Origin of the sequence: Parafrigoribacterium soli (assembly GCF_040227235.1) — a bacterium.
Taxonomy (GTDB): Bacteria; Actinomycetota; Actinomycetes; order Actinomycetales; family Microbacteriaceae; genus Parafrigoribacterium_A; species Parafrigoribacterium_A soli.
Map to the genome: position 1 here is coordinate 81,152 of NZ_JBELNZ010000002.1, position 23,035 is coordinate 104,186.

Consider the following 23,035-nt stretch of genomic DNA (forward strand, 5'->3'; position numbering starts at 1 on the left):
TGCGGCCCTCGGGCGCGCTCACGCGGGCACCGCCTGCAGTTCGTGCAGTCGTGCGCTGATGAGCGGCACGACGTCTGCTGGTGTGACCTCGCGGCCGAGCTCTTGCGAGATGGAGGTGACCCCCGCGTCGGCGATCCCGCACGCGACGATCTTGTCGTAGGCCTCGAAGGAGTTGCTGCAGTTGAGGGCGAAGCCGTGCATGGTGACGCCGCTGGCGACGCGGATGCCGATGGCCGCGATCTTGTCCGTGCCACGCACCCAGACGCCCGAGCGCCCTTCCACGCGGCCCGTCTGCAGACCGAGCTCCGCGAGCACGTCGATGAGGATCGCCTCGAGTCGGCGCACGTAGCCGACCACGTCGATTGGCTCGGCGAGCCTGAGGATCGGGTAGCCGACCAGCTGGCCCGGACCGTGCCAGGTGATCTTGCCACCCCGGTCCACGTCGATCACCGGCGTACCGTCGGTGGGTCTCTCGTGATCCTCCGTGCGTTTCCCCGCGGTGTAGACCGAGGGGTGCTCGAGGAAGATCACCGTGTCGGGGGCGACCCCGGAGACGACGGATGAATGGGTTGCGCGTTGGAGCTCGAGGGCGTCCAGATACGGCACGGAGTTGGCGCTTAGCCCCGCGACGACTGAGTCGATCACCCGCTCAGTCTAGGGACCAGCCTCTCCTCCCCTCGCAATGAGTCGTCACAGTTCGTCCACAACGGTGACCACCGCGCGAAACTGGACGGCGATTGCGCACCACAATCAGCGGGTGGACACGATGGGCGGATACCGGCTGGTGCGCAGGCTTGGAGCGGGAGCGCGTGCCGAGGTCTTTCTTGGGCACGCGATGGAACAGACCGCTCCGGTGACTCCCGTCGCCGCGATCAAGGTCTACCGGTCCTCGGTAGCAGCCGCGAGCACCGATGACGAGATCACGGTCCTGGCGCGCACGCACTCGCCCCATCTCCTGCGCCTCATCGATGTCGCGACGGCACCCGACGGCAATCCTTGTCTCGTCCTTCCCCGTCTGAACGGAAGCCTCGCACGACTGCTGGCGGAGCGCGACAGCGTCGGCGCGGGGGAGGCCGTGACAATACTGGCGCCGCTCTGCGAGGCGGTCAGCGCGCTCCATCAGGCGCGGTCCTGCCACGGCACGATTCGTCCTGGCGTAGTGCTGTTTGACGACAGAGGCGCACCCGTGCTCGCCTGCTTTGGTGGTGCCTCGGTTTTCGATGCAGGAAATGCGCGGGTCGACCGCGCGGTCACCCCGGCGGAACTCGCGGCGGAGCCGGGAGTTGGCGACGACCTCCAGCGTCTCGGTGCCCTCGCCGGTGTCGTGCTCTCGCGGGCCGTCTCTGGCGACCACCCCGACCGCATCGCACACGTGCTGGCGTGGTTGCGCGAGGTCGAGCCTGCCGATGAACCACACACCTTCGCGCAGCAATTGCGCGAGCGACTGTTCGCGTTGGCTCCCGCGGAACCGGTCGATCTCGGAGGTGTCGTTGCTCCTGCGGCGCGGGCTGTCGAGGCTCCGCCGGCGACGCGGGGTACGCGGCTGACGGTGGGCTCGGGCGCGCCGAGAACCGCGACGGATGCCCCGGCCGAGACGCACCCCAGCATGCGATCACGCGGGGTGGCAGCAATCGCGCGCCGACGGATCGCGGCACTGTCGCTGCGGGTGCCCGCGCTCGTGCGCCCGATCATCCGTGCCTGGGCCGCCGTCGCGTCGACGCGAAAGGCGTTTCGAATCGTCGCCGTCGCGGGAGTGCTCGCGGTCGTCCTCGCGATTCTGCTGGTTCCCTCGACTGCGCAATCGGATTCCCCGCCCGACCGTGCTCGTAAAGCCGTCGGCTCGGAGTCCGGCCGGACGCCATCACCGATGCCGACTAGGGCGGCAACAACAGCATCGCCCACAGCATCGCCATCATCGGCGCCTTCAGGCGTCGGCACCGACGATCCCGTCGTCGCTCTCGAGCAATTGCTGCGGGCGCGTGACCGATGCATCCGGCGACTGTCCGTAACGTGCCTGGATGCCGTCGACCAGCCGGGTTCGTCAGCGCTCGACGGCGACTCGCACCTCATCCGTTCGCTTCAGCAGGGCGCGGCCACCGCGAACTCCGAGCCGCTCGGCGGCAGCGAAGCCGCTCTCACGCAGAGACTGGGCGACTCCGCGCTACTGACGCTCAACCGACCGGGTACGGCCGCGCTCTCGATACTGCTGGTCAAGCAGCAGTCGGGATGGCGCATCCGTGACTTCCTGCCCGCGTGAAGCGGGAGATTGGTTGAAGTACAGTTCGTCTTGCGGCAGTTGTCAGACGCCGAGGTTGCCGGCGAAGTCTCCACCCTCAAGGCGGTTCTTCACGGCGACCAGGAAGCGCGCGGCATCCGCACCGTCGACGATGCGGTGATCGTAGGACAGGGCGAGGTACAGGGTCGACCGGATCGCGATCGCGTCGAGGCCGTCGTTGGAGACCACCACCGGCTTCTTCGTGACAATGCCCGTGCCGAGAATCGCCGACTGCGGCAGGAACACGATCGGAGTGTCGAAGAGAGCCCCGCGCGAGCCGGTGTTCGTCAGCGTGAACGTACCGCCGGCGAGCTCATCGGGCTTCAGCTTGTTGTCGCGAGTGCGCTCCGCGAGGTCGGCAATCTGCTTCGCGAGCCCGGCAATGTCGAGCGATCCGGCATCACGGATGACCGGTGTGAGCAGTCCGCGCTCCGTGTCCACCGCGATGCTGATGTTTTCCTGCGGCGGGTAGACGATGGAGTCACCCTCGATCATCGCGTTGATGATCGGGTATGCCTTGAGAGCCTCGGCGGCCGCGAGGGCGAAGAACGGAAGGAAGCTGAGCTTGAGGCCCGTCTTCGCCTGGAAGTCGTTCTTGACCGAGTCGCGGTAGTTGGCGACCAGAGTGACGTCGACCTCGACAACCGAGGTCAACTGCGCAGACGTCTGCATCGAGATCACCGCGCGCTCGGCGACGACCTTGCGCAGCCGGGACATCGGAACCGTCGTCCCGCGAAGTGCGGAGATCTCCAGGGGAGCGGGGGCTGCCGCCGCCGGTGCCTCGGCCGCCGGGGCCGCGGCGCTCAGCAGATCCTGCTTGCGGATGCGTCCGCCGACGCCCGTGCCCGACACCGATCCAAGGTCGATGCCCTTCTCGTTCGCAAGCTTGCGGACGAGCGGAGTCACGTAACCGGCGTTCGAGGACGACGGCGTGCCGACGGCTGAAGTCGGAGCGGGAGCTGCTTCCTGCTGAACCGGAGCTTCCTGTTGAGCGGGTGCCTCTTGCTGGGCTGGTGCCTCTTGCTGAGCGGGGGCTTCCTGCTGGGCGGGGGCTTCCTGCTGAGCGGGTGCCTCTTGCTGGGCGGGGGCTTCCTGCTGAGCGGGTGCCTCTTGCTGAGCGGGTGCTTCCTGCTGGGCTGGTGCCTCCTGCTGTGCCGGAGCTTCCTGCTGTGCCGGTGCCTCCTGCTGAGCGGGCGCTTCCTGCTCAGCAGGGGCCTCCTGCTGAGGCGCGGCCTCCGCTGCGGGAGCCTCTGCAGCGGGTGCTTCGGGCGCTTCGGCCGGAGCAGAGCCGTCGCCGATGGTCACGAGCGCGGTTCCCACCTCGACGGTCTCATCCTCGGCGACCAGGATCGCCTCGACCACTCCCGCGATCGGGGAGGGGATCTCGGTGTCGACCTTGTCCGTCGATACCTCGAGCAGGGGCTCGTCAACCTCGACGCGGTCCCCGACCTTTTTCAACCAGCGGGTGACCGTGCCCTCTGTGACACTCTCGCCGAGTGCCGGGAGGTTGACGGATTCGCTCATCAGTGGTGCTCCTTACAGCAGACTTGCGTGTGGTTCTAGCTTAGTTCGACCGGCTGGTTTAAGCGGCGTGAAGCGGCTTGCCGGCGAGTGCCAGGAACGCCTCGCCAAGGGCTTCGTTCTGGGTCGGGTGCGCGTGGATGAGCGGCGCGATGTCCTCCGGGTAGGCCTCCCAGTTCACGGCGAGCTGTGCCTCGCCGATGAGTTCGCCCACACGAGCACCGATCATGTGCACTCCGACGACCGGCCCGTCGTTCACGCGCACGACCTTGACCAGTCCGGAGGTTCCGATGATGTGGCTCTTGCCATTGCCGGCGAGGTTGTAGTCATAGCTCGTGACCTGGTCCGCGCCGTACTGCTCCTTGGCCTTCGCCTCGCTGAGACCGACGGATGCGACCTCCGGGTCGGAGTAGGTGACCTTCGGGATGTTCGAGTCCGCGATCACCTGCGGGTTGAGGCCCGCGATCTCCTCGGCGACGAAGATGCCCTGCTGGAAGCCACGGTGCGCGAGCTGCAGTCCTGGAACGATGTCGCCGACGGCGTAGACGCCGGGAACGTTGGTGGCGAGTCGCTCATTGGTGAGCACGAAGCCGCGGTCCATGGCGACGCCGACCTCTTCGAAGCCCAGACCAGCGGTGGACGGGCCGCGGCCAACCGCGACGAGAAGGAGTTCCGCCTCGAAGGTCTGCCCGTCTTCGAGGGTGACGACGACGCCCTCGTCGTTCTGGGTCACGCTCTTGAAGCGCACGCCCAGGCTGAAGTTGATGCCCCGCTTGCGGAAGGCGCGTTCGAACTGCTTGCTGATCGCCTCATCCTCGTTGGGCACGAGGTGCGGAAGGGCCTCGATGATCTGCACGTCTGCGCCCCAGGACTTCCAGACGCTCGAGAATTCGACGCCGATGACGCCACCGCCGAGCACGGCGACCTTCTTCGGCACGAAGTCGAGCTGGAGTGCCTGCTCGGACGTGATGACGCGGCCGCCGATCTCGAGACCGGGGAGCGAGCGTGAATATGAACCCGTCGCGAGGACGACGTTCTTCCCGACGTAGGTGTCGTTGCCGACCTGCACGGTGGTGGGGGAGACGAGACGGCCCTCTCCTTCGATCACCGTGATGCCGCGCGACTTGATGAGCCCCACGAGACCCTTGAACTTGCTCGAGACGATGCCCTCGCGATACGTGGTGACCGCCGAGATGTCGATGCCATCGAAGCTCGAGGTGACGCCGTACGTGGCCGACTCGCGAGTGACGTCAGCGACCTCGGCGGAATGCAGCAGCGCCTTGGTCGGGATGCACCCAACGTGAAGGCAGGTGCCACCGAGCTTGCCCTTCTCCACGAGTGCCACGGAGAAGCCCAACTGGCTCGCCCGGAGGGCGGCCGCATAGCCACCGCTTCCGGCTCCGAGAATCACAATGTCAAAGTTCTGTTCAGACACCAGGTTGCTCCCTAGGTTCTCAGGATTTGTGTGATGGCCCGTTCACTCGATCGGCGAAAGGCTGCGTGGCGAGAGGTTTTTCTTGCCACAACGACCTTACTACGCGAGGGAAATATCCTCTGCCAGACGAAGCAGTGTCCGCACCGCGACTCCGGTCGGCCCCTTGCCCGTGAAGCCGTAGCCGGCACCGCCATTGTCGGCCGTTCCTGCGATGTCGAGATGCGCCCACGGGATGCGGGTGGCGGGGTCGTCCTTCTTTGTGCCGATGAACTCCTGAAGGAACACGCCGGCCAGCAGCATGCCGCCCGCGGTGCTGCCGATCTTGGCGTTGGCGATGTCTGCGACATCCGAGTTGAGAAGGGCGCGAAGCTCACCCGGCAGCGGCATCGGCCAGAAGAGCTCACCGGAGCTCTCGGCGGCCCCCACGACCTGGCCAACGAAGTCGTGATCGCCCATGACGGCCGTGTAGCGGGTGCCGAGAGCAACTCGCGCTGCGCCCGTGAGAGTGGCGACGTCGATGATGGCGTCGGGATACTCCTCGCTCGCGGCATCGAGCCCGTCGGCCATGACCAGGCGTCCCTCGGCGTCGGTGTTCAGCACCTCCACCGTCCGGCCGCCGTGCATGTGCAACACGTCGCTCGGGCGAGTCGCCGAACCGGATGGCATGTTCTCGGCAATGCAGAGCCATGCCGTGAGGCGCACGCCCACGTTCAGTCGCGCGGCGGCGAGCAGCGACGCCATCACCGTTGCGGCGCCGGTCATGTCGTACTTCATGCCCACCATGCCCGCGGGCTGCTTAAGGGAGAGGCCGCCCGTGTCGAACGTGATGCCCTTGCCGACAAGCGCGACGTGGCGCGTCGCGCCCGCTGGGTGGTAGCTGAGCTTCACGAGACGCGGCCCGCGAGTCGAACCCTGGCCGACCCCGAGGATGCCGCCGAAGCCGCCTGCGACTAGTTCGTCGTGCCCGAACACCGTGACGTCCACCGGCGCATTGGCGGCAAGGCGCTGCACCGCCGCCGCGAAGCTCTCGGGATACAGGTCGGACGCGGGAGTGCTGACGAGGTCGCGCACCGAGTGCACGGCGCTGGCGACGATGCGAGCTCGATCGACAAGAGCCGCCGCATCCTGTGACTTTGACGACACCGTGATGTCTCTGGCCGAGCGCTTGGCCGAGTCGGCCGACTTCACCCTGTAGTCCGTGAATTCGTAGGCGCCGATGGCGGCGCCCTCGAGTATCGCGAGCACGTCCGCATCGCTCGAGGCGGGCAGCGCGAGGAGGAGCGAGTCGAGGCCCCTGAGCTGCCGAGCGGCCGTGCCTGAGGCGTACCGGAGGGTGTCCGCTGAGATCGGTGCCCGACCCAGGCCCACCACGGCAATGCTTCTCGCCGAGACCCCGGCGACGGGGGCCATTCTGCGCACCTCGTCGACCGAACCCGTCACGCCGATGGCGCCGAGACTCGCCCGAATGCCGTCGAACTCTGCGAGATCCGTCAGCAGCCTCGGACCCTGATCGGTCTGCGCCACCCCCAGCACAAGCGCATCGGTAGCGAGGGTCGTGGGCGATTCTGGGGAGAGGTGAAGCTCGGAAACGGTCATCCCGCCATGCTATCCGCGCCCCTGCGCAGCTCTGTTCGCTCTGGGCATTACGGATGCACCCCCGCGTGCCCGGTCTGCAAGTTGCGCGCCGATTAGAGTGGATTGATGCAAGATCCCGCCGCTTTGTACGAGTTCGCTGCCGATGCCGCCGATGTTCCGGAGGGCCTGAATCTCGTCGCCGGTCTCACCGGATTCGCCGACTCGGGGGCCGCCGTCACACAGTTCACCGACTACCTTCTCGAGACCCTCGATCACCGGGTCGTGGCCACGTTCGACACCGACGAACTATTCGATTACCGGGCTCGTCGGCCGCTCGTCTACTTCGACCAGGACCACCTGAGCGACTACAAGCCGGCCACGCTCGCGCTCTACCTCGCCACGGATGAGATCGGTCAGCAGTTTCTGCTCCTCACCGGCTTCGAGCCCGATTTCCAGTGGGAGCGGTTCTCCGCCGCCGTGCTTCAGCTCATCGACACCTTCAAGGTGCGCACTACCACCTGGGTGCACGCGATCCCGATGCCGGTACCGCACACGCGGCCTATCGGCGTGACGGTCAGCGGCAACCGCTCAGAGCTCATCGACTCCATGTCGATCTGGAAGCCGAACACCCAGGTGCCGGCCAACGTGCTGCACCTGATCGAATACCGCCTGTCGGCGCTCGGCCATCCGATCACGGGATTCGTTCTGCTGATACCTCACTACCTGGCAGACACCGAACATCCGGATGCTGCGGTCAAGGCACTCGAGGTCATCAGCGTCGCCACCGGTCTGATCTTCCCGACCGACAGCCTGCGCGAAGAGGGCCGGGAGTTCCTCGCCAAGATAGACGCCCAAGTGGAGACGAACCAGGAGCTCGCTCGCCTCGTCGGTGCGCTCGAGGAGCGGCATGACTCCTATATGCAGGGCAACCCGCTCCGGTCGCCGCTCACCGACGAAGACGGCGGTCTGCCGAGCGCCGACGAGATCGCCGCAGAGCTCGAGAACTTCCTTGCCATCCGCCGAAACGGAGAAGATGACACGCTGTCCTGACAGGTGCTCGTAGCGGTGGCAGGAGAAGTGAAGGCGTGAACTCGGGTCGATCGTGGCTGATGTGGGCCGTGGCCATGGTCGCGTACATCACGGCGGTGCTGCAGCGCACCTCGCTCGGCGTCGCGGGTGTGGATGCCGCCCATCGCTTCGACGTATCCGCGTCGGTGTTGTCGAGCCTCACGGTCATTCAGCTGATCGTCTACGCCGCGCTGCAAATTCCCGTCGGTGTCATCCTTGATCGGGTCGGCCCGAAGCGACTGATCGCCACGGGCGCCCTGCTCATGATGCTCGGGCAGGTCACGCTCGCCTTTGCACCGTCCATCGGCATGGCGATCGGGGGGCGGATGCTGCTCGGCGCGGGCGACGCGATGACCTTCATCTCTGTCATCCGACTGCTGGCATCGTGGTTCGGCGGCCGGATGCTGCCCCAGGTGTCGCAGTGGACGGGCAACATCGGCGCGCTCGGTCAGGTGCTCTCGGCCATCCCGTTCTCCTTCGTGCTGCGCGACTTCGGCTGGACTCCGGCGTTCCTCGGCGTGGCCGCGGTGTCTGCTTTCGCCTTCGTGTTGGTCGTCGCGCTGATGTCGAACGGTGGTGACCCGCTCGCTCGATCCGGGGCGGCCACGAGTTGGCGCGGAGCCATGCGACAACTTCGGGAGAGCCTCGGGCGACCCGGCACCCAGCTGGGGTTCTGGTCGCACTTCGTCAGCCAGTCGTCCGGCACCGTCTTCAGCCTACTCTGGGGCTTTCCGTTCATGGTGGGTGCGCTCGGCTACAGTCCCGAACTGGCCTCGACGCTGCTGGCATCTTTTGTGGTCGTCGGTGCGGTGAGCGGGCCGGTGCTCGGCATCCTCACCGCGCGCTTTCCGCTGAGGCGGTCGAATCTCGTTCTCGGCATCGTCGCCACGATGGGAGTGGTGTGGACCGTCGTGCTCCTGTGGCCCGGCATGCCGCCCCTCTGGCTCATCCTCCTGCTCATCGTGGCCATGGGTGTCGGCGGTCCTGGCTCATTGATCGGCTTCGACTTCGCCCGGAGCTTCAACCCATTGCGCAGCCTCGGTTCGGCGAACGGTGTGGTCAACGTCGGCGGGTTCCTCGCGAGCTTCGTCATGATGTACCTGATCGGCGTCGTGCTGGATGTGACGAACCAGGTGCGGATGGCGGGCGGTGGTGGGAGCGAAGTCTTCGCGCTGGATTCGTTCCGGATCGCCTTCGCCGTGCAGTACATCGTGATCGGTATAGGGGTCGTCTTCCTGGTGCGCGCGCGACGGCGAACGAGGCGGCGCCTGCACGAGGACGAGGGAATAGAAGTGGCCCCGATCTGGGTTGCACTCTCCAGAGCACGCAAGCGTCGCAATATATAGCAGTGCGACCGGCCGCTGGCAAGAGGCCGGGCGAAAGCATGCAATAATTGATCCCAAGACCCTTTCGATTCCACGGGTACCTTGCACACCTCAGGTGCGCGATGACTCAGGACTTGACATGGGTCTTAGTGCTGCCCGAAATGGCCTACTCCGGATCTCGTTCCGACGAACCGGACGGCATTCAGACCGATCGGGCAGCGAGCTCACAATCGAAAGGTGCCCAATGGCTACCCGAACTAAGGCAGCACCGGTCGAAGCATCCGCTTCGGTCGCATCGCCCACTGACGCAGCGGTCGACGAAGACCTCGCGCCCGCAGGTAAGACCAAGTCGGCCGCAAAGTCGACGGCAGCGAAGTCACCCGCCGCGAAGAAGGCTCCGGCGAAGAAGGCCGACGCCCCCGAGAAGGCCGTGACCGAGAAGGCCGCCGCCAAGAAGACGGCGACCAAGAAGCCCGCGACCAAGCGCGCCTCCAAGGTTGCTGACGACGCCGACGAGGTCGAAGACGACGCCGAAGACGTCGTGGAACCGATCGAAGACGACGCGGAAGTGGCCGGCGCCAAGGACGACGCCGACGAGTCCGCATCCGACGACGCCGACGATTCGGAAGACGGCAAGAACGCGAAGAAGGATGAGGCGCTGCCGAGTGGCGCGCTCGTTCTCTCGCTCGTCGATGACGAAGACGAGGTTCCGGTCTATTCGTCGGCGATCACCGGCGCGACGGCCGATCCGGTCAAGGACTACCTGAAGCAGATCGGTAAGGTCGCACTGCTGAACGCGGCCGAAGAGGTCGAGCTCGCGATGCGCATCGAGGCTGGGCTGTTCGCTGAGGACAAGCTCGCCACCGCGACCAATCTCTCCAAAGAGGCCGAGCGTGAACTGCGCTGGGTCGCCAAGGACGGTCAGCGCGCCAAGAGCCACCTTCTCGGCGCGAACCTGCGACTCGTCGTCTCGCTCGCGAAGCGTTACACCGGGCGCGGGATGCAGTTCCTCGACCTGATTCAGGAGGGAAACCTGGGCCTCATTCGTGCCGTCGAGAAGTTCGACTACACGAAGGGCTTCAAGTTCTCGACCTACGCCACCTGGTGGATTCGTCAGGCGATCACCCGCGCCATGGCCGACCAAGCCCGGACCATCCGCATTCCGGTCCACATGGTGGAGGTCATCAACAAGCTCGCCAGGGTGCAGCGCCAGATGCTGCAGGACCTCGGCCGTGAACCGACTCCCGAGGAGTTGAGCCGCGAGCTCGACATGACTCCCGAGAAGGTCGTGGAGGTGCAGAAGTACGGTCGCGAACCGATCTCCCTGCACACGCCCCTGGGTGAAGACGGCGACAGCGAGTTCGGTGACCTCATCGAGGACACCGAGGCCGTCGTCCCGGCCGACGCGGTGGGCTTCACGATGCTGCAGAAGCAGCTGGAGTCGCTGCTCGACTCGCTCTCCGAGCGCGAGGCGGGCGTCATCCGCATGCGCTTCGGCCTCGGTGACGGCATGCCGAAGACGCTCGACCAGATCGGCGACACCTTCGGAGTCACCCGCGAACGCATCCGCCAGATTGAGTCCAAGACGATGGCGAAGCTTCGCCACCCGTCGCGGTCCCAGTCGCTGCGCGATTACCTTGAGTAAGCCTGTCGGCTTGAAGTACCTGCTGCCGGTTGCCCTGGGCAAACTGGTGCGGGGGCTCGCGCGCCTGCGTGGTGGTGGCTCGGCCTTTCCCGGCTATGTCACCACCAGGCTCGCGCCGCGCTTTCTCGAGGAGGTCACGGGCCAGTTTCGGCACGGCATCGTCTATGTCCTCGGCTCGAACGGCAAGTCGACCACGACGCACATGCTCACCGGGGTGCTTCGCGCTCACGGGCTGAAGGTCTTCACGAACCCCTCAGGCGCCAACCTCCCGCAGGGTATTGCCTCGTCGATCCTCGGCGAGTCGAGCCTGCTGGGAAAGCTCGATGCCGACATCGGCGTTCTCGAGGTCGACGAGGCCTTCGCGCTGGAGTTCGCCGACACCGTGCCGCCCTCGACCGTGCTGGTGCTCAACACCCAGGTCGATCAGCTGTACCGCTTCTATGAGACGGAACGCGTCGCCGACATGATGCTCGATACGGCGGAGCGCGCGAAGCTGCACATCGTCACCAATCGTGAGGACCCGTACCTCAGTAAGGTCGCCGCGCGCTACGCCGACGGTGACGCCTCGCAGAATCCGGACATCACATACTTCGGCGCGACCGACGAGCTCATCGCGAAGGCGCCGCACGGCCTCTTCAACGCGGCGGATTACCGGGATGCGAACGCCGTGGAGGTGCACCATGAGGCCCTCGCCGAGCTGGTCGACACCGATCGCACCGGCGCGAAGATCGCCGTTGCCGGCGAGCTGATCGACGTCGTGCTTCCCGCGAAGGGCCTGCACTACGGCATCGATGCCGCGGCGGCGGTCGCCACGGCGGCGATCATCCTCGGCGACCAGTTCTCGCCGCCGTCTGCCGTTGCCGCCTTCGCGGCGATGAAGCCGGCGTACGGTCGAGGCGAACTCCTCGATTTCGGCGACGAAAAGGTCGAGTTCGTCATGTTCAAGAACGCCGCGAGCCTGCAGCTGAACCTCGACGCCATCCCCGAGCCACCGGAGCAGGTGCTTCTCGCCATCGACGAGGGCACCCCCGACATCTCCTGGATCTATGACATCGACTTCTCGGCCATCGATCACGTCGACGTCATCACCGGCGCCAAGGCGTGGCAGCTCGCCACGCGATTGGAACACGAGGGCATGCGCATCGGAGTGGTCGAGCCGGACCTGCGCAAGGCCATCGAGTTGATGCGGGCGTTGCCACGCCCGTCGAGCGGCATGAAGACGTGGATCGTGAACTACGAGATCATGATGCTCGCGCGCAAGCAGATCGGCTTCCTGGAACTGGAGAATCAGCGATGACGACGGTGCACCTGCTCCAGCTCTACCCGGACGAGCTCGGCGTCGCGGGGGACCGCGGCAATGTCATGGCGCTCACGGCGCGCCTCGAGCGCGCAGGCATTGAGGCCTCAGTGTCGCACCATCGTGCGGGGTTGAGCCTTCCCGACGACCCGGATCTGGTGATCGTGGGCAACGGACCCCTCTCGGCCATCCGCAACATCTACGCCGACCTGCAGTCGCACGCGGAGCAGTTGAGGTCGTGGGCATCGGCGGGCGTGCCGATCTTCGCGTACGGCGCCGGCGCGGAACTCCTCGGCGAGGGCATCACTCTCGTCGACGGTTCGGTGATCGCTGGGCTCGGCATCTTCCCGTTTCGCGCAGCGCGCACCCAGACGCGCAACGTCGGCTACGTGCTCGTCGAGTCTTCGGTGGGTCAGGTCGCAGGTTTCGAAGACAACGCCTCACAGTGGCGACTCTCGCCTGGCGCGGATGCGTTCGGAGCGCTCGTCGCCGGCAGCGGCAATGGCGACGGCAAGAGCGAGGGCGTGCGGCTCGCTGAGTCCATCGCCACGCAGGTGGGCGGCCCCGTTCTGCCGCTCAACCCGGCGCTGACCGATTCTCTGCTCCGCGCCATCGCGCGGCGCAAGGGCTTTTCGTATGAGCCGGGCGCCGCGCATGCCGAACTCGATCGTCTCGCTACCGGGGCTCGCGCCGTGATCGTTGATAACGTGAAGCACGTGTTTTCGCGCATTTAGTCGCCGAGAACGCCGGGCCGCTCGGCTCGTGCTCCCGCCCGACCACTGCGAGGTGTTGACGCTGACTGATTCCCGGCTGTGCGAGGCACGCGTCGACACGGGCGCGCTCCGTGACAACGCGCGTGTCCTTCGTGGAGCGGCAGGTGCTCAATCCCTGCTCGTGGACGTCTCGGCCGACGGGCACGGTCACGGCGCAATCGAGACCGTCATGGCCGCGCTCGAGGGTGGTGCACAGTGGCTCTCGGTCAGCACGGTGGCGGATGCCGTTGCACTGCGCGAGTCGGGCATTCGGGTGCCCATCCTGACTTCGTTCGCCATGCACTGCCGCGCCGAGGTGCCCGACGTGTTCCTGCGAGGTGACCCGGCCGTGCCAGAACTGTTCGCCGCTGGTGTCTCTCTCTATGGAGTTGGTCCCGAGCTCTCGCGGCTCCGACTCAGGCCAGCGATGCGCGTCAGCGCCACGGTGCTCACAACCAAGACGATTCAGCCCGGGGATGGCGTCTCGTACGGCTACACGTTCCGTGCCGAGAAGGTCACTAACCTGGCCATGATCGCGATCGGCTACGCGGACGGGCTTGACCGCAGGGCCGGGAACACCGCGTCCGTCATGCTCGGCGGACGCCCGCGGAGGATCGTCGGCCGCGTTGCTATGAACGCGGCGGTTCTGGATCTCGGTGCCGACGAGAGCGCTCCCGGTGAAGAAGCCGTGGTGTTCGGCGGCAGCGGCGAACCCTCCGCGGACAGCTGGGCGCAGTCTCTGGATATCACGGCGGACGAGGTCGTCACGGTGTTCGGTCAGCGGTTGACGAGGAGCTATCGATGACAGCGACACCGACGCCGCGGGTCACGGCCCAGGTAGATCTTGGGGCGTATCGCCGCAACCTGTCCCGGCTCATCCGCAGCGTGAGTCCGTCGAAAGTGATGGCCGTGGTCAAGGCGGATGCCTACGGGCACGGCCTCGTGCCGATCGCGAGAGCGGCGGTGGGCGAGGGCGTCGAGTGGCTTGGCGCTCTCGATACGCAGACGGCGCTTGAGTTGAGGTCGGCCGACATCGATCCCGGGACGAACATCTTCGCCTGGCACCTCGCCCCGGAGGAGAACTGCCGGCCCGTGATCGACGCACGAATCGACCTCGGCATCTCCACGATCGCCCAGCTCGAGCAGATTGCCGCCGCCGGGGCGCAGCGCGCGGCACGACTGCATCTCAAGATCGATACCGGCCTCCATCGCAACGGAGCATTGCGCGCCGACTGGCCAGCGCTCGTGCGCCGCGCACGTGAACTCGAACAATCGGGTGTTGCAGAGCTGTACGGGGCCTGGACCCACATCGCCGAAGCTTCGTACGACGAGGACAGCGCGGCGATTGCGCTCTTTGAGGACGCCGTCGCGGAGGCCGAGGCACTCGGAGCACGATTCAGCCTGCTGCACCTCGCCGCGAGTGCCGCTGGGCTCTCGAGGCAGGACAGCCGCTTCGGGCTCGTGCGATTCGGCGCCTTCGGCTACGGCATCTCACCGGGAGACGGCATCACCGCAGCGGAACTGGGCCTCGAGCCGGTTCTCACTCTGGTCAGCACGACAGTTGTGGATGCCGACGGGTCGGTCGTAGTCCCAGTCGGCTACGGCGATGGGATCTCGAGTCTCGCCGACGGCCGAGTGCAACTCTGCGTCGAGGGCGAACTGGTCGACGTGGCGCGGGTCGAATCCGACCGGATGATTCTGTCCCGCGCTGTGCGGGCCGACGCCGAGGTCATCCTGTTCGGTGCGGGCAAGCAGGGCGAATGGACCCTGCAGCAGTGGGCCGACGCGACCGGAACGATCGGTGAGGAGATCGTGACGCGGCTCGTGAGCGCCATCCCGCGGGAGTATCGAGAGTGAGTCGCGCTAGACACAGCGATGCCCGCCATCTCGCGATGGCGGGCATCAACTGAAGAGTGAGGTCTAGGCCTGGTCCTGTTCGAGAAGCCTGCTCGACTCGTCGTGCCACTCCGTGGCCAGCGCAGTCAGCTTCTCCTGGTACTTCTTGCCATGGTGCGCGCAGAAGAGCAACTCGCTGCTGCCGATTGACACGCGGATGTACGCCTGGGCGCCGCAGCTGTCGCAGCGATCGGCAGCAGTCAACTCGTGTGGTCGAGAATCAACCACTGTTCCTGATGCGATCTCAGACATCCGCTGCTCCCTACGGTTCGTGATGGTGCTTGGCCCGATGCCTCTATCCAAACATGCCCGCGGGCCGTGCCGCTGGCAAATGACGCGTATTTCGCTGAACGCGTACGGCTCCGTGCGCGGGGGTGTCGAAGTGCGGGGGGAGCGGGAGCCCTCGTTAGGCTGGAGCGCGGCCTTCGTCACAGCACTTCCGCAGCACGACACGGGGGCGCATGAATGGAGACAGCATTGGCCAGCTCGGACTATTCGGCCAGACATCTTTCGGTGCTCGAGGGCCTCGAGGCGGTGCGAAAGCGACCGGGCATGTACATCGGGTCGACAGACTCGCGCGGTCTCATGCACTGCCTGTGGGAGATCATCGACAACTCGGTTGACGAGGCGCTCGGCGGCTACGGAACCGAGATCAGCGTCATCCTGCACGCCGACAGCAGCGTTGAGGTGCGCGACCGAGCGCGCGGCGTCCCGGTCGATATCGAGCCGAAGACCGGACTGTCCGGTGTCGAGGTCGTCTTCACCAAGCTGCACGCGGGCGGCAAGTTCGGCAGTGGCTCCTATGCAGCTTCGGGCGGCCTGCACGGCGTCGGCGCATCCGTGGTCAATGCGCTCTCGGAGCGGCTCGATGTCGAGGTTGACCGCGACGGTAAGACCTGGGCCATGTCGTTCCACCGCGGCGAGCCCGGCATCTTTGCCGACAAGGGAGAGCCACGACCCGACGCCCCCTTCACTCCGTTCGAGAATGGAAGTGAACTGCGGGTCGTCGGCAAGGTAGGGAAGGGCGTCACGGGAACCCGTGTGCGCTATTGGGCAGACCCGCAGATCTTCACCCGCGGTGCGTCCTTCCAGACGGATGAACTGACTGCTCGAGTGCGGCAGACGGCGTTCCTCGTGCGCGGCCTCGCGATCGATATCGCAGACGATCGACCGGAGGAACCCACCCGCGAGACCTTCCGTTTCGACGGCGGAATCGCCGAGTACGTCGACTTCCTGGCTCCGGATACCGCGCTCACCGACACCTGGCACATGACCGGATCCGGCACCTTCACCGAGACCGTTCCCGTGCTCTCGGATTCCGGCACCATGGTGCCGACCGAGCTCAGCCGGGAGTGCCAGGTCGAGATCGCGCTGCGCTGGGGGACCGGGTACGACACCGTCTTCCGCAGCTACGTGAACATCATCGCGACGCCCAAGGGCGGCACGCATCAGACCGGATTCGAGCAGGGCATGATCAAGTTCTTGCGCGCCCAGGTGGAGCAGAACGCCCGCAGACTCAAGGCCGGCAACGACAAGCTCGAGAAGGATGACATCCTCGCCGGTCTCACGGCCGTGCTGACCGTTCGCCTCCCGGAGCCTCAGTTCGAGGGGCAGACGAAGGAGATTCTCGGAACGCCGGCCGTGCGCAACATCGTCGCGAACGTGGTCGCCAAGAGCATGGGCGAGCGATTCGCGTCGAGCAAGCGCGACGACAAGACGCAGGCGTCTCTCGTGCTCGACAAGATCGTCGCCGAGATGAAGTCCCGCGTCTCCGCGCGTGCCCACAAGGAGACCCAGCGCCGCAAGAATGCGCTCGAGAACTCGTCGCTGCCCGCGAAGCTCGTCGACTGCCGCAGCAACGATGTCGCGAACAGCGAGCTCTTCATCGTCGAGGGCGATTCCGCGCTCGGAACGGCGAAGCTCGCACGCGACAGCGAATATCAGGCCCTGCTGCCCATCCGCGGCAAGATTCTGAACGTCCAGAAGGCATCCGTCTCCGACATGCTCTCAAACGCGGAGTGCGCCTCGATCATCCAGGTAATCGGTGCCGGCTCCGGTCGAAGCTTTGACCTCTCGGTCGCGCGCTACGGCAAGGTCATCATCATGAGCGACGCGGATGTCGACGGTGCACACATTCGCACGCTTCTGCTCACGCTGTTCTTCCGTTATATGCCGGACATGATCGCCGACGGGCGCATTTATGCCGCGGTGCCGCCGCTGCACCGCGTGGTCATCATGAACCCCGGCACGAAGCCGAACGAGACGCTGTACACCTACTCCGAGGCGGAGTTGCAGGGTGTGCTCGCGGCGTTGAAGAAGTCGGGCAGGCGCTATCAGGACCCCATCCAGCGCTACAAGGGCCTCGGGGAAATGGACGCCGATCAGCTCGCGACGACGACGATGGACCGTCGGCATCGCACGCTCCGACGTGTGCAGATCAAGGATGCCGCCAAGGCCGACACGGTCTTCGAACTACTCATGGGGAACGACGTCGCCCCGCGCAAGGAGTTCATTGTGGCCGGCTCGGACGGACTCAGCCGCGAGCGCATCGACGTCTAGACGGAGCGACCGATCGATCCGATCACGGAGTCAAGCGGCGTACCGGAGGCATCGCGCTTCGCACTCGTCTCGGGCAGTTGTCGGGTCGACCCATCGCTGCCCACCGCGAGGGCCGGCGGCTCGCCAACCCAGGCGAGCGTGAGCACGTCTTCTCCCTTGAGGAAGGCGTGCGCGCGAACGCCACCGGTTGCGCGACCCTTCGCCGGGAACTCAGACAGATTCGACACCTTGGCACGACCCGGATCCGTGCCGGCGATGGTTGCGCTCGACGACGACACGGTCGCGACGACGGTATCCGGGGCGGGCGATACCGCCGCGAAGAAGATGACGGATGCCGAGGCGCCGAGCTTGATGCCCGCCATGCCGCCAGCGGCCGCCCCCTGCGGGCGCACCGAGGACGCGCCGAACCTGAGCAACTGAGCATCCGAGGTGACGAAGACCAACTCGTCGTCGTCGCCGCTCTGGGCCACGCCGATCACCTCGTCGCCGGGCTTGAGCGAGATCACGTCGAACTCGGGCTTCGCGGGGAAACCGGGGGAGACGCGCTTGACCACGCCCTGCGCGGTGCCGAGAGCGATCGGCAGTTCCGAGTCGAGCGCCACGAATCCGAGCACCCGCTCCTTCTTGTCTGTCACGGCGAGGTAGTCCGAAATACGTGCCCCGGCCGCGAGCTGGATGGAATTGCTCGGAACAGCCGGCAGGTCGACAGCGGTGAATCGGATCAGGCGCCCGCGATTCGTGATCGCTCCGATCTCGGTGCGGCTCGTCGTGTCGATGCTCGATCGAATCGCGTCGTGTTTGGTTCGCCGACGCGCAACCGCAGGAGTCTCATCGTCCGTGATCTCGACCCTGATGGCGCGGCCGGTGGTCGACAGGTAGACCCGACACGGCGTATCCGCGATTTCGAGCACCGGGGCGGCCTTGCGGCTCGACGATGCGGATGTCGTGGCGAGCGACGGCCGGGCCTCGGTGAGCAGCGTGCGCCGGGGCGTGCCGAACCGTTCGGCCACATCGTCGAGCTCCTCGGAGACGAGTCGGCGCAGTCTTGCCGGGTCGGCGAGGAGTGCTTCCAGGGTGGCGATCTCCGCGCGCAACTCGTCACGCTCGGTCTCGAGTTCGATGCGGCTGAACTTCGTGAGCCTGCGCAGTCGCAGTTCGAGGATGTACTCCGCCTGCAGTTCGCTGAGATCGAAGACCTCGCGCAGGCGGGTGCGTGCCTGCTCAGAGTCGTCGCTCGAGCGAATGACCTGGATGACTTCGTCGATGTCGAGGATCGCAATGAGCAAGCCCTCGACGAGGTGCAGCCTCTCCTGCCTGCGCGCCAGCCGGTACCTGCTGCGACGAGTGACGACCGAGATGCGGTGATCGACGTAGACCTGAAGCAGCTCGCGCAGTCCCAGGGTCTTCGGTCGGCCGTCGACGAGCGCGACGTTGTTGATGTTGAACGACTCTTCGAGCGGCGTGTAACGGTACAGCTGTTCCAGCACGGCCTCCGGGCTGAACCCGGTCTTGATGCCGACGACAAGGCGCACGCCGTGCTTGCGGTCCGTGAGATCCGTGACATCCGTGATGCCGCTGAGCTTCTTGGAGCCGACGCCGTCCTTGATCTTCTCGATGACCTTTTCGGTGCCAACCATGAACGGCAGCTCCGTGAACACGAGGCCGGTCTTGCGAGCCGTGATCGGCTCGATCGAGACGCGCGCACGAGTGCGAAATGCGCCGCGGCCGGTTTCGTAGGCGTCCCGGATGCCGGCGAGCCCGCTGATGGTTCCACCCGTCGGGAGGTCCGGCCCGGGCACGTAGGCCATGAGGTCGTCGAGCGAGGCATCCGGGTTCTCGATCAGGTGGCGGGCGGCGCCGATCACCTCGACGAGGTTGTGCGGCGGCATGTTCGTCGCCATGCCCACGGCGATGCCGCTCGCACCATTCACGAGAAGGTTCGGGAACGCCGCCGGGAGCACGTCGGGTTGGGTCAGCTGGTTGTCGTAGTTCGGCACGAAGTCCACGACGTCCTCGTCGAGGTTCTCGGTGAGTGCCATCGCGGCGGCCGCAAGGCGGGCCTCCGTGTATCGAGCGGCGGCCGCGCCGTCGTCGAGCGAACCGAAATTACCGTGGCCGTCGATGAGCGGCACGCGCATGATGAACGCCTGGGTGAGTCGCACCATCGCGTCGTAGATCGAGGAGTCACCGTGCGGGTGCAGCTTTCCCATGACCTCGCCGGTGACCCTGGCCGACTTCACGTGGCCGCGGTCGGGCCGCAGACCCATCTCGGTCATCATGTAGAGGATGCGACGCTGAACGGGCTTCAGCCCGTCTCGTGCGTCCGGCAGCGCGCGCGAATAGATCACCGAATACGCGTACTCGAGGTAGGAATCTTCCATCTCGGAAGCGACGTCGACGGTGTCGATGCGTTCGCCTGATGCGTCCTCGATCGGTTCGGGAAGGGCAGGGGTCTGGGGAGTAGTCATAGGATTGCGACCATGCTACCGGCCACGAAATCACACCGGTTTAGCCTTGCCGACGTTCTGCCAAGTTGCCTCGACGCGGTCTCCGGTGACGCGAACACCCTGTCCCTCGCTCCCGTGAGCAAGGCGGTCGTCGTCGTGATCGACGGACTCGGCGCCGCGGCACTTCGCGCCAGAGCCGGCCACGCGCGCACCCTGGCACCATTGCTCAGCGCTCGATCCACGCTCACCGCGGGATTCCCCACCACGACGGCCGCGGCCCTCACCACGATCACCACGGGGGAGCACCCCGGCGTGCACGGTCTCGTCGGCTACACCGCGCTCGACCCTGCGCACGATCGAGTGGTCAACCAGCTGAGCGGATGGGACGATCGCCTCGATCCGGCCACCTGGCAGCGGTCACGCACCGTCTTCGAGCGCGCGGGGGAGCTCGGCGTTCGGAGCGCGGTGGTCGCGGCCGAGCAGTATCGGCACTCCGGATTCACCGCGGCGGTGCTGCGGGGTGCGGACTTCCACGGCGGTCGATCCCTGGCCGATCGTCTCGAACGCGCCAGAGAGATCCTCGACGGTGGCGATCGTTGCATCGTCTACGTCTACGCACCCGAACTCGACAAGACCGCCCACTCGCACGGTTGGCAGTCTTCGCGATGGACGCAGGACCTGGAAGTGGCCGACAGCGCGGTCGGTGGGTTCGCGCAGACGCTGCGGCGGGACGAGGGCTTACTCGTCACGGCCGACCACGGCGTGCTCGACGTGCCGGAGAGCGCACACATCCTGTTCGACACCGATCCGGAACTGATCGACGGCATCCGTTTCGTCGCGGGGGAGCCTCGCTGCCTGCAGCTACACTTCGAGCCGGACGCGACTGCCGCCCACCGCGCAACCGTGCTGGAACGGTGGCGAACCTCGGAGTCCGAGCGGGCGTGGGTCGTCGATCGCGAGGAGGCGATCAGTTCGGGATGGTTCGGCCCCTCGGTGGATCCCGAGGTGGTGCCCAGGATCGGGGACCTGCTCATCGCCGCCAGAAAGCGAATCGCGTACTACGACTCGCGACTGACGTCGCGCGCGGGTCGATCGATGGTCGGCCAGCACGGCTCGTGGTCCCAGGACGAGACAGAGGTGCCGCTGCTGCGGCTCGGTGCCTGGAGGCAGTAAGGCGGCTACCGCCGATCAGCCCTCGTCGTCGGGTCGTGCACCGAAGACGATGTCGTCCCAACTGGGCATGGCCGCGCGACCCTTGCGCGAGCGGGACTGCAGCATCGTCGGCTGGGGTGCCGTGTTGCCCTGCACATCGTCGTCATCCGACGGCTCGGAGTCGGGATATCCCTCAAGCGGCACATCCACAAGCCGGATGCCGCCCACCGAGGGGTGCGCGTTCGTCGCCAGGTCGTCGTCGAATGTTGCGCTCTCGCGCTCGCCACGTCGCCTCCTGAGCGCCTCAAGCAGGTCGGCGGTCTCGTTGGAGTTGGCTGCACCCTCTGCGGGCTCACGGTTGATGGCAGCGGCAGATGCGGCGGCCGATGACGCCTCGCCGCGCGAGAACGGCGTCACTTCGGCGCCGGCGCCGCTCGAGTGCTCTGCCAGGTCTTCCTGCGAAAAGGCACCGCTGTCGAAGCGGGTGGAGTCGGGAACCCGTTCTTCGCCGCCGACCGCACGCAGTCGTGGGATGAGCGCACCGCTCATATCGCCCTGCTGGGAGAGGGTGATCGCCTCGTTGTTGAGCGGGGCGAGGGCCGCCTTCTTGGGGTCGAAGCGCCAGCGTGCGTCGTGGTCGATCTGCTCGGCGGTGAACGCGAGTTTCACGATCCAACCGCCGCCGATCTCCTTCCAGCTGGCCCAGCGCTCGTTGATCGCACCGAGGTCATAGAGTCGCTCGCGGATCGCGGCACCGAAGGTCGTGCCCTGGTTCATCGGGTCAGACTCAAGCGCGGTATGAACCGGAACACCCAGCGCGGATTCGACGACGAACTCGCGCTCGGCGAGAACCGGTCCCTCAAACTTCTGGATGTACTCCAGCGGCACGCCCGTGATGGAGGCGACATCCTGCGCGGACATCCCGGACCGGATGTGCGCCTGGATCTCCCTGGGTGCGAGCTTCCTGCCGGCGCCCGGGTCGGGAATGGCTTTGCGAAGCTTCGACTGAAGTACCTCGTCGATTGCGATACGGTATCGGGTGCCGTCGTCAGACGCCACGAGTAGCGCCCCGTTCTCCACCCCGATGACTCTCAGGTCCTGCATGCTGAATCGCCTCTCCGGCCGTCACGAATCTCATCAAGAGTGTCACGCCGAGGGCGGGAATCGCGGGAATAACCCGGGCGTGCCGAAAGTTGATACGGCGACTACTTAAGCGAGATCGGCAAGTGGTTTGCTATTCGGAATCAGATGATGCAAACTATGCCCGCCGATTGAGATTTATTGACCCAATATGAGAAGTGGATGGGCATGGCAACCGACTACGACGCACCCCGTAAGACCGACGACGACTCTGATTCGATCGAGGCTCTGAAGGAACGCGTTCCAGACAAGATGTCTGGTGTTGTAGACGTCGACGACGCCGACAACCCCGGTGGATTCGAGCTTCCCGGCGCGGATCTCTCGGACCTCGAGCTGGATGTCGTCGTGCTGCCGCCGCAGGCTGACGAGTTCACCTGCATCAGCTGCTTCCTCGTGAAGCACCGGTCACAGATCGACCACGAGGAGAAGCTCGGTGCGATCTGCCAGGAGTGCGCAGCCTAGAACTGGGTTGCGCGAGCCGTGGCTATGACCTCGGCGAGGCGCTCCGGCTGCCTCGTCGAGATGAGCCAGTAGGGCGCCGGATCCTCGGGGTCGTTGAGTTCGACTTTGAGGACGGGGTCGACCCAGCCGCGAAGCAACAGCCAGGCGCGGGCATCCAGTCGTTGCCCGCGTTCCAGCGTGGCCTGGTCCCGTCGATACGCCGACGTGCCGGAGACGAGCTCGAGCGGTAGCCGCGCGCCACCGGCGAGCAGTTGACCGTCGGCTACCGCGACCACGGGCGATGCGAGGATGAGTAGAACAACGCAAACCGCGTAGAGCACGATTGCCGTGATCACGCCGACGAGCGCGTTGATCGGCAGGAACACCAGGAGTGCCGCAGGAATCACGAGAGCGGTGGCGAGGAAGACCCAGGGTGCGGCCCAGAGGCGTTCGCGGTACGTCGTCATGTCACCATTGCATCAGACTTTTGACGAGCACGACGACGGA

19 protein-coding genes are annotated in these 23,035 nt (G+C 66.0%); 11 read left to right on the forward strand and 8 right to left on the reverse strand.

Annotation, left to right across the window (positions count from 1 at the left end):
• Positions 1-18: 18 nt before the first annotated feature.
• On the reverse strand, positions 19-645 hold the full coding sequence (gene lipB / locus ABUA37_RS04610) for a lipoyl(octanoyl) transferase LipB (protein ID WP_349897957.1): 627 nt from the start codon (positions 643-645) through the stop codon (positions 19-21).
• A 37-nt stretch (positions 646-682) separates the two neighbouring features.
• Between lipB and ABUA37_RS04615 the strand changes: the two genes are divergently transcribed.
• Positions 683-2,257, forward strand: a complete 1,575-nt coding sequence (locus tag ABUA37_RS04615) for a protein kinase domain-containing protein (RefSeq protein WP_349897959.1) — start codon at positions 683-685, stop codon at positions 2,255-2,257.
• Positions 2,258-2,299: 42 nt separating this feature from the next.
• On the opposite strand, the gene sucB is transcribed toward ABUA37_RS04615, so the two are convergent.
• The 3 genes from sucB to ABUA37_RS04630 form a co-directional block, all read right to left on the reverse strand.
• Positions 2,300-3,799: a 2-oxoglutarate dehydrogenase, E2 component, dihydrolipoamide succinyltransferase gene (sucB, locus tag ABUA37_RS04620; protein ID WP_349897960.1), complete on the reverse strand. Its 1,500-nt coding sequence runs from the start codon at positions 3,797-3,799 to the stop codon at positions 2,300-2,302.
• 58 nt (positions 3,800-3,857) lie between these two features.
• Entirely contained in the window at positions 3,858-5,231 is a 1,374-nt protein-coding gene (gene lpdA, locus ABUA37_RS04625; RefSeq protein ID WP_349897961.1) for a dihydrolipoyl dehydrogenase, read from the reverse strand.
• A gap of 99 nt (positions 5,232-5,330) precedes the next feature.
• Positions 5,331-6,827, reverse strand: coding sequence for a leucyl aminopeptidase (locus ABUA37_RS04630; protein ID WP_349897962.1), 1,497 nt, complete (start codon positions 6,825-6,827; stop codon positions 5,331-5,333).
• A gap of 105 nt (positions 6,828-6,932) precedes the next feature.
• On the opposite strand from ABUA37_RS04630, the gene ABUA37_RS04635 reads away from it, so the two are divergent.
• The 7 genes from ABUA37_RS04635 to ABUA37_RS04665 all read left to right on the forward strand — a co-directional run bounded on the left by ABUA37_RS04635 (position 6,933) and on the right by ABUA37_RS04665 (position 14,750).
• Positions 6,933-7,856 carry a proteasome assembly chaperone family protein gene (locus ABUA37_RS04635; protein WP_349897963.1) on the forward strand — a complete coding sequence of 308 codons (924 nt, stop codon included), beginning with the start codon at positions 6,933-6,935 and terminating at the stop codon, positions 7,854-7,856.
• 35 nt (positions 7,857-7,891) lie between these two features.
• Positions 7,892-9,220, forward strand: coding sequence for an MFS transporter (locus tag ABUA37_RS04640; RefSeq protein ID WP_349897964.1), 1,329 nt, complete (start codon positions 7,892-7,894; stop codon positions 9,218-9,220).
• A gap of 223 nt (positions 9,221-9,443) precedes the next feature.
• A complete protein-coding gene (locus ABUA37_RS04645; protein ID WP_407075346.1) occupies positions 9,444-10,844 on the forward strand; it encodes an RNA polymerase sigma factor in 1,401 nt (466 codons plus the stop codon).
• Positions 10,845-10,854: 10 nt separating this feature from the next.
• Positions 10,855-12,141: a MurT ligase domain-containing protein gene (locus tag ABUA37_RS04650; RefSeq protein ID WP_349897966.1), complete on the forward strand. Its 1,287-nt coding sequence runs from the start codon at positions 10,855-10,857 to the stop codon at positions 12,139-12,141.
• Positions 12,138-12,875 carry a type 1 glutamine amidotransferase gene (locus ABUA37_RS04655; protein WP_349897967.1) on the forward strand — a complete coding sequence of 246 codons (738 nt, stop codon included), beginning with the start codon at positions 12,138-12,140 and terminating at the stop codon, positions 12,873-12,875. Before ABUA37_RS04650 ends, ABUA37_RS04655 begins: the two co-directional genes overlap by 4 nt.
• 52 nt (positions 12,876-12,927) lie before the next feature.
• Entirely contained in the window at positions 12,928-13,698 is a 771-nt protein-coding gene (locus tag ABUA37_RS04660; protein ID WP_349897968.1) for an alanine racemase, read from the forward strand.
• Entirely contained in the window at positions 13,695-14,750 is a 1,056-nt protein-coding gene (locus ABUA37_RS04665) for an alanine racemase (protein WP_349897969.1), read from the forward strand. Before ABUA37_RS04660 ends, ABUA37_RS04665 begins: the two co-directional genes overlap by 4 nt.
• Positions 14,751-14,813: 63 nt before the next feature.
• On the opposite strand, the gene ABUA37_RS04670 is transcribed toward ABUA37_RS04665, so the two are convergent.
• Positions 14,814-15,041, reverse strand: coding sequence for a DUF7455 domain-containing protein (locus ABUA37_RS04670; protein ID WP_349897970.1), 228 nt, complete (start codon positions 15,039-15,041; stop codon positions 14,814-14,816).
• Between the two features lie 225 nt (positions 15,042-15,266).
• On the opposite strand from ABUA37_RS04670, the gene ABUA37_RS04675 reads away from it, so the two are divergent.
• The gene (locus ABUA37_RS04675; protein WP_349897971.1) at positions 15,267-17,348 is read left to right on the forward strand and encodes a DNA gyrase/topoisomerase IV subunit B; all 2,082 of its coding nucleotides are present in this window, start codon (positions 15,267-15,269) and stop codon (positions 17,346-17,348) included.
• Here ABUA37_RS04675 and ABUA37_RS04680 read toward each other — a convergent pair.
• Positions 17,345-19,816 carry a DNA gyrase/topoisomerase IV subunit A gene (locus ABUA37_RS04680; RefSeq protein ID WP_349897972.1) on the reverse strand — a complete coding sequence of 824 codons (2,472 nt, stop codon included), beginning with the start codon at positions 19,814-19,816 and terminating at the stop codon, positions 17,345-17,347. The genes ABUA37_RS04675 and ABUA37_RS04680 overlap by 4 nt on opposite strands.
• Positions 19,817-19,828: 12 nt before the next feature.
• Between ABUA37_RS04680 and ABUA37_RS04685 the strand changes: the two genes are divergently transcribed.
• Positions 19,829-20,968 (forward strand): alkaline phosphatase family protein, encoded by a 1,140-nt coding sequence (locus ABUA37_RS04685; protein ID WP_349897973.1) that lies wholly within the window; start codon positions 19,829-19,831, stop codon positions 20,966-20,968.
• 15 nt (positions 20,969-20,983) lie between these two features.
• On the opposite strand, the gene sepH is transcribed toward ABUA37_RS04685, so the two are convergent.
• Positions 20,984-22,051, reverse strand: a complete 1,068-nt coding sequence (gene sepH, locus ABUA37_RS04690; protein ID WP_349897974.1) for a septation protein SepH — start codon at positions 22,049-22,051, stop codon at positions 20,984-20,986.
• 204 nt (positions 22,052-22,255) lie between these two features.
• On the opposite strand from sepH, the gene ABUA37_RS04695 reads away from it, so the two are divergent.
• Positions 22,256-22,549: a DUF4193 domain-containing protein gene (locus tag ABUA37_RS04695; protein WP_325517882.1), complete on the forward strand. Its 294-nt coding sequence runs from the start codon at positions 22,256-22,258 to the stop codon at positions 22,547-22,549.
• On the opposite strand, the gene ABUA37_RS04700 is transcribed toward ABUA37_RS04695, so the two are convergent.
• Positions 22,546-22,995, reverse strand: a complete 450-nt coding sequence (locus ABUA37_RS04700) for a DUF3093 domain-containing protein (protein WP_349897975.1) — start codon at positions 22,993-22,995, stop codon at positions 22,546-22,548. The two genes, ABUA37_RS04695 and ABUA37_RS04700, sit on opposite strands and share 4 nt — an antisense overlap.
• Between the last annotated feature and the right edge of the window lie 40 nt (positions 22,996-23,035).

What these genes read in the sequence shown, in the direction of transcription:
- ABUA37_RS04615 (WP_349897959.1), top strand. Translation starts at nt 683, where the DNA reads ATGAGTCGTCACAGTTCGTCCACAACGGTGACCACCGCGCGAAACTGG.
- sucB (WP_349897960.1), bottom strand. Translation starts at nt 3,799, where the DNA reads ATGAGCGAATCCGTCAACCTCCCGGCACTCGGCGAGAGTGTCACAGAG.
- ABUA37_RS04630 (WP_349897962.1), bottom strand. Translation starts at nt 6,827, where the DNA reads ATGACCGTTTCCGAGCTTCACCTCTCCCCAGAATCGCCCACGACCCTC.
- ABUA37_RS04635 (WP_349897963.1), top strand. Translation starts at nt 6,933, where the DNA reads ATGCAAGATCCCGCCGCTTTGTACGAGTTCGCTGCCGATGCCGCCGAT.
- ABUA37_RS04645 (WP_407075346.1), top strand. Translation starts at nt 9,444, where the DNA reads ATGGCTACCCGAACTAAGGCAGCACCGGTCGAAGCATCCGCTTCGGTC.
- ABUA37_RS04655 (WP_349897967.1), top strand. Translation starts at nt 12,138, where the DNA reads ATGACGACGGTGCACCTGCTCCAGCTCTACCCGGACGAGCTCGGCGTC.
- ABUA37_RS04665 (WP_349897969.1), top strand. Translation starts at nt 13,695, where the DNA reads ATGACAGCGACACCGACGCCGCGGGTCACGGCCCAGGTAGATCTTGGG.
- ABUA37_RS04670 (WP_349897970.1), bottom strand. Translation starts at nt 15,041, where the DNA reads ATGTCTGAGATCGCATCAGGAACAGTGGTTGATTCTCGACCACACGAG.
- ABUA37_RS04680 (WP_349897972.1), bottom strand. Translation starts at nt 19,816, where the DNA reads ATGACTACTCCCCAGACCCCTGCCCTTCCCGAACCGATCGAGGACGCA.
- ABUA37_RS04685 (WP_349897973.1), top strand. Translation starts at nt 19,829, where the DNA reads ATGCTACCGGCCACGAAATCACACCGGTTTAGCCTTGCCGACGTTCTG.
- sepH (WP_349897974.1), bottom strand. Translation starts at nt 22,051, where the DNA reads ATGCAGGACCTGAGAGTCATCGGGGTGGAGAACGGGGCGCTACTCGTG.
- ABUA37_RS04695 (WP_325517882.1), top strand. Translation starts at nt 22,256, where the DNA reads ATGGCAACCGACTACGACGCACCCCGTAAGACCGACGACGACTCTGAT.
- ABUA37_RS04700 (WP_349897975.1), bottom strand. Translation starts at nt 22,995, where the DNA reads ATGACGACGTACCGCGAACGCCTCTGGGCCGCACCCTGGGTCTTCCTC.